Here is a 6,197-nt window from a genome sequence, read left to right as displayed (position 1 = left end):
TACCTTCCAAGAAACGCGCGGTACGGCGCAACAATACTGCCTGCACCTCAGTTTTACTCATATACCGGGTGATATCCTTGTCCGTACCTCTGCTAAGGACATTTTTGGCAGCATTGTGGTCAGCCTGCAACACGACCCCATTGAATCTGGTAAAATTGTCCCCGCTCCTTTTCCCTAATAGGGTTCCAGTTACGGAGTCAACTTGCGACGTGTAGCTAGGCTGGACTTCTGTTACAACCGAGCCAGTCCAATTAGCCCATTTCTGCAAGGATTCCCGCATTACTCCTTTCATCCAACTATTAAGTTTACGGGACATGGCCTTAGACTGGCGTTTATTTCTAATCGGCTGTGTTAAATTTTCGGCAAATACTTTTAATGATTCCCCATTAAAAAGGGACTTAGATGCGGCTCCTATTATGGCCGTAATCTCTGATTGATTTTTTCTGTATCGGCGATTTTCAGTTTTTCTACTTAGGTTATTTTTGAGTATTCGAGCCGACTTGGCTGGGTCGATTTTTTCTAGTTTTCTATGAAGCGCCCAAAGCTTCCCTCTGTTGCGGTTTTTTGCACAGATGCGATCCGATTTATTGGTTGCTACTTTTCCTAAGTTTTTTCCGTGTGCCTGACCATCTGAATCATAAAAAGCCTCTGTGTACCCCTTGTCTACCCCAATAGCTCGACGGTTGGCAGGGATTTCTACGGTGCCATAGTCTACTAAAAAGTGAATCTCAAACTTTCCCAAGAGTTGCTTGTATACCAGTCTAATCTGGCCTTTTATTTTCCGATTAGACCTAACGGTTATTTTGTTTCTCTTTCCTCTCCTCAATCCAGCCAACTCTAGTTGGTAAGTATTACGAGAGAGCCTTTTGCACTTATATCCTACTTGTTGATAGACTATCTGATTCTTGACCCAGGAATGCCCTCGCTGAAATTCCTTCCTAACAAGTCTATGCAGCAATGGATCATCTATAAAAGCTAAAGTCTTAAGCTGTTTACAAAGTTCCTTTCTTCTCCTTTGGCCGTCCCTCCCTGGAAATTTTTTGTAAATCTTCTTAATTACCGCATCAGTGCAAGCTGCCTGCTGAGCTGTGATAGCTTTTGCTACATCACTGACCGTCCATTCCATCAATTTCGCTGGCAGTCCCAGGGTATCAGGAGTCCTAAAACTTCTGACCTCTGGATAGGCTTTTTTCCAATCAAGACCCCAATGACTAATACTACCTAGCTTGTTGTAGGATTCAGACCTGACGATGCCCAGTTTTTTCATGGTAGACAGCAACTCAGCCTGAACCAACTCACTCATCCCTATGACAGGAACGATTTGAGTTGATCTCTTTTTTGCTGTGTCTACTTTCTTGGGCATAGTTAGGTCTGAATCCTACACTTCAATTATACTCTAGCGCTAGTAAAATGTCAATGTCCGAATTGTGGTATTAAATACCGATTTATCCCTATTTTTAGGGGTCTAAATGCGAGGCCAACCCACTTAATCTTTAAGAATCGTTGAAGTAGTGGTGCGCCAAGACGCTGATACCAAGGCAGTTCAGCCCGTTTACGCTCATGGAGTAGTCGTAGAGAAAAGTTGAGCAGGGCGACTCCTTTGGCTAGCTCTGGATTATCTACAGCGGTTTGCATCAGCGCAATACAACCAATAGAGTTTCCGACTAAAAACGCCGGACCACCAACCACCTCCCGACAGAAATCGGCAATTTGTTGCCCCCAGGTTTCAAAGGTGTAGTCTATTTCTATACCAGGAGTCGGTTTAGCTGAAGCCCCAAAGCCAATCAAATCAATGGCATAACATCGGCAGGTTTCCCCCAACACTGGCAAGGTCTTGCGCCAATGTCCGGAAGATGCCCCAAAGCCATGGACCATAACCACAGCTGGTCCAGAATGACCGTAAGCTTTATACCCAATAGAAAAGCCCTGCCAAATCCAGGTTTTTGTTTCAATCTGATCCCTGATTGGGGCTGTGAAAGAGGAGGACATGATCAAAAAATCCCAAGTTATGCCATAGCGTTACCTTTACATTTTTTGACACTCCCCGCTCTAAAGAGACGGGGATTCCCAGATCTACGATCGGCCTTAAACCTTTGTGTCTTAATCTTTGAAGCTGCCAAAAACTAAGCAATATCTAAACCAAAGCCCCGTCAAAACCAAGGTTTGAGTTTAGCTCACAAAAGACCCAGCGGGCTAATCTCCTTGGGCGTTTAGTTACTTATTGAGAAGTGCCTTATCAAGTCCGTTGCTTCCCTGTTTCACCTGGTTTCGGCGTGCCCCGCCGTACCGTTGTTTTCTCAAGTTTTGTCTTGCTGGGTTCACACACCGATTGGTAGTCGTTCGCGTAGCGTGGCCATAGGCCAATGGTTGGGTTTTTAAGGAGGATTTTCCCAGAGACGAAACCTTAGTAGAGTGGAGCCTTACTACAAAACCTTTTCCCTATGCTGCATAACCTGCCGACTATAAAGGCTCCACTCTACTTACGGTAACTTCAAGCCCTCCGGGCATTACTACTTTCAGGTCGGTAAGTTACGGGTCTCTCTCCCGGCTCAGCCTGCGGTTTTTCAGCCTGTACCCTATACTTCAATTATACTATGGCGCTAATGTAGCGACAACCTCTTGATAGAAGTTTTTTTACGGCGACTAAACTCGCTGGTCACTTTCATCCCCGATCTAATCTAAAGATGCCGGGCTTTCAGTGTTTAGTTTTCTAGTAAATAGTCAGCTGCAGGAGTGGTGATTTTACGGATTGCCTATTGAGCCGCGACAACCTATGGTGAAGGTTGGCAAAATGCTCCAGAAGCTCTTTTAGATTCTGAGCAGGTGGAATAGGCTCGATTAAGAATTGGGTCGGGAAATTTACCCTTGATGCTAAATTCGTCTATGAGCTAATTAGCGATCGCATCATCTCCCCTTAACCAAAGCTTGCATTGTAAAGGGGGTTGACCCATGATCCATCACCCATCACCCATCACCCATGACTATAGAAAAAATCATCATCACCATTGGCAGTTATGCTCCGGATTTTGAATTGCCGGGAACTGATGAGCAGGTTCACCATCTCTGCCGTTACTTAGAACGTTTTTCAGGAGTGGGAGTTATTTTCTTAGGCAACAACTGCCCCTATGTCAATTCCTACATCCCAAGACTCAAACACATTCAAGACGAGTTTGAACATCAAGGTTTTACCCTAGTGGGCATTAATGCCAATGATGTTTATCAGTACCCCGCAGAGAGTTTTGAGGAGATGAAGCAGTTCTGCCAAGATCAGCAATTGAATTTTCCTTACCTTTGGGATCCAACTCAAGATGTAGCTCACAGCTTTGGTGCCCAGAAAACCACTGAGGCATTTTTAATTGACCATAAGGGAATTGTATGCTATAATGGGTCAATTGATGATAATCCCCAAGATGGTGACGCAGTACAAGCCCATTACTTACACAGTGCGATCGCGTCTCTTTTAGCAGGGGAAGAGATTTCAACACAATCAACTAAAGTAACTGGTAGTCCTATTCAGTGGCGTTGACACTCCCCGATCTAAAGGCGCGGGGATTCCTAGATCAACGAGCCGCCTTAAACCGCCGTGTTCCTATCTATGACGCCGCCAAAAATAGGACAATACTTAACCAAAAACCCGTCAAAACCAAGTTCCTAGTCAATTCACGACAGACCCAGAGGGCGATTCTCCTTAAGCGTTTAGCTACTTAATAGGAAGTGCCTTAAAAAGTCCGTTTCTCTTCCTTTTCACTTGGTTCCGGTGTGCCGGAAACGAAACCTTATCAGAGGGTCGCCTTAATCACAAAGGTTAAAACTTTTTACTCATAGCCGACTAACTATAAAGGCGACCCTCTGATTACGGTAACTTCTAACCCCACCGTACCGTTTTCTCGTGCATAGTGATTTTTCTGGGTTCACACACCAACTGTTAATTGATGATTGGGTTTTTAAGGAGGAGATTCCCTACCCTCCGAGCATTACTACTTTATGGTCAATCAATTGCGGGTCTCTACCCCGGTTGAGCCAACGGTTTTGCCGCCTGTACTCTATAATTTATTATACATTGGTTTTGACGATGATTCCGGAATCTTCTAGGAAATCTTTTCACGGCTAAAAGCGCGCTGTTCACTTTGATACCCGCTTTAAAGAGACGGGGTTTCCAGCGGTTAGACCTCTAATAATCCTTAAGCTGGGATTAAAAATCAGCGATCAGCGATCAGCGATCAGCTATGACCCATGACGAATGGCAAATTTGACTGTTATCTTGATGTGGATAACAATTTCATAACAAAGAGTCGTGGCATGGGGATAAAATACCGAAGGGTTTTACTAAAATTGAGCGGTGAAGCCTTGATGGGCAATTTGGGCTACGGCATCTCACCGGAAGTGGTTCAGGAAATCGCAGCTGAAGTCGCTGCCGTTTTGAATGAAGGTGTTCAAATGGCAATCGTTGTTGGTGGTGGCAATATCTTTCGCGGACTTAAAGCTGCAGCAGGGGGGATGGATCGGGCAACTGCTGACTATATCGGTATGATTGCCACAGTGATGAATGCCTTGACTTTGCAAGATGCTCTAGAACGAAACGATATCCCGACACGGGTGCAAACTGCAATCGAAATGCAGGAAGTGGCAGAACCGTATATCAGGCGTCGTGCCATTCGCCACCTGGAAAAGGGACGAGTGGTCATTTTTGGTGCAGGTAGTGGTAATCCCTTCTTTACCACTGACACCACCGCTGCTTTACGAGCGGCAGAAATCGATGCTGAGGTAATATTTAAGGCAACTAAAGTCGATGGTATTTATGATTGTGATCCTAAGCTGAATCCTAAGGCCCGACGGTATCAGAGCCTGACCTACAGCCATGTCCTAAGTCAGGATTTGCGGGTGATGGATAGTACTGCGATCGCATTATGTAAAGAGAATGACCTCCCAATTATGGTATTTGATCTAAGGGTGCGGGGTAATATTCACCGCGCTGTTATGGGAGAAACTGTTGGAACAATTGTGGGAGGTTCCTGTGAAATTAGCTGATGTCGAAACCAGTATGCAGAAAGCTGTTGAGGCAACTCAACGAGCGTTCAATACCATTAGGACTGGTCGTGCCAGTACTAGTCTATTGGATCGGGTGATGGTTGAGTACTATGGTACCCCAACCCCCCTGAAATCTTTGGCTAATATCAACACGCCAGACGCTAGTACAATCACCATCCAACCTTACGACAAAAGTATGCTGAGCCAGATCGAGAAAGCAATTACTCTTTCGGATCTGGATTTGCCTCCAAACAACAATGGTGAAGTTGTGCGGTTAAATATTCCTCCACTCACTAGTGAGCGCCGTAAAGAATTTGTCAAAATGGCAAGTAAGTTTGCGGAGGAAGGTCGAGTCTCGATTCGCAATATCCGTCGTGATGCCGTTGACTCTGTCCGAAAACAGGACAAAAATAAGGAAATCTCTGAGGATGAGTCACGGGATTTGCAGGACGAGATTCAGAAGTTGACGAATAAATACACAAAAAAAGTTGATGAAGTGTTCGCGGCTAAAGAAAAAGACATCATGACTGTGTAATGCTACTATGTAATGCTACTGTGTAATGCTATTCTTGGTGGGGGGGTGAGTTCATTTTGGCAACTCTTCCCTCTATCGGCATTCACAGTTGTGTGTAATTGTTGTACTTGTGTACTTACTAGTTATTTAACACTTATCTGACAATGAACCGCTCATCCCACGACTAGCCAGGTCTAGGATGAGCGGAAATTTTTAATCTACTTGAATAAAATGACCCGCTGATCCCACGACTAGCCAGGTCTAGGATGAGCGGATTTTTTCTATCTACCTGAACACTTTGTTAATTTTCTCATATTTTTTCTTATTGAACAAAAAAACAAAATTCAGGAATAAAACGAATCAATCCTATATTTTTCAAGGGGTTCAAGCAATATTGACTAAATCCTTCATCCTAATTGATGTATGAATTTTTCGTATATAAATGTAAAAAACAATAGGTTTATGTTAAGATATGTTGCAGTTGAGAGTTGCTATTGTTAGTGTAGGCGTTGCTCATCAAGCTCCTTTTTTAGCTTCTGACAAAATTCATCCCACGTCTCAAAGCGTAGCGTGAGCGTGGTCAGAAGTTACCGCAAGAATAGTGGAGCCTTTATAGTTGGCAGTCTGTGAGTTAAGGGTTAAATCTTTTTGTAGT

General features: G+C 44.2%; 4 protein-coding genes and 1 pseudogene. 3 read left to right on the top strand and 2 right to left on the bottom strand.

Annotation, left to right across the window (positions count from 1 at the left end; all coding sequences use genetic code 11):
- Positions 1 to 1,363, bottom strand: a 1,363-nt coding sequence (locus F6K38_RS33210) for a zinc ribbon domain-containing protein (RefSeq protein ID WP_287359367.1), incomplete at its 3' end; no start/stop codon positions are given.
- A 104-nt stretch (positions 1,364 to 1,467) separates the two neighbouring features.
- Positions 1,468 to 1,989: pseudogene (locus F6K38_RS33205) on the bottom strand (alpha/beta fold hydrolase); the annotation flags it as partial.
- A 988-nt stretch (positions 1,990 to 2,977) separates the two neighbouring features.
- On the opposite strand from F6K38_RS33205, the gene F6K38_RS33200 reads away from it, so the two are divergent.
- From F6K38_RS33200 to frr, 3 genes are all read left to right on the top strand, one after another.
- Entirely contained in the window at positions 2,978 to 3,526 is a 549-nt protein-coding gene (locus tag F6K38_RS33200) for a thioredoxin family protein (RefSeq protein ID WP_287252473.1), read from the top strand.
- Between the two features lie 773 nt (positions 3,527 to 4,299).
- Complete coding sequence (gene pyrH, locus F6K38_RS33195; RefSeq protein WP_044492210.1) at positions 4,300 to 5,028, top strand: UMP kinase; 729 nt, start codon at positions 4,300 to 4,302, stop codon at positions 5,026 to 5,028.
- Positions 5,015 to 5,563, top strand: coding sequence for a ribosome recycling factor (frr, locus tag F6K38_RS33190; RefSeq protein WP_008178977.1), 549 nt, complete (start codon positions 5,015 to 5,017; stop codon positions 5,561 to 5,563). Before pyrH ends, frr begins: the two co-directional genes overlap by 14 nt.
- Positions 5,564 to 6,197: the final 634 nt, after the last annotated feature.

The organism is Moorena sp. SIO3B2 (assembly GCF_010692525.1).
Classification (GTDB): domain Bacteria; phylum Cyanobacteriota; class Cyanobacteriia; order Cyanobacteriales; family Coleofasciculaceae; genus Moorena; species Moorena producens.
Note: the sequence above shows the minus strand (reverse complement) of the source record. Positions and strands in the feature narration are given on the sequence as shown.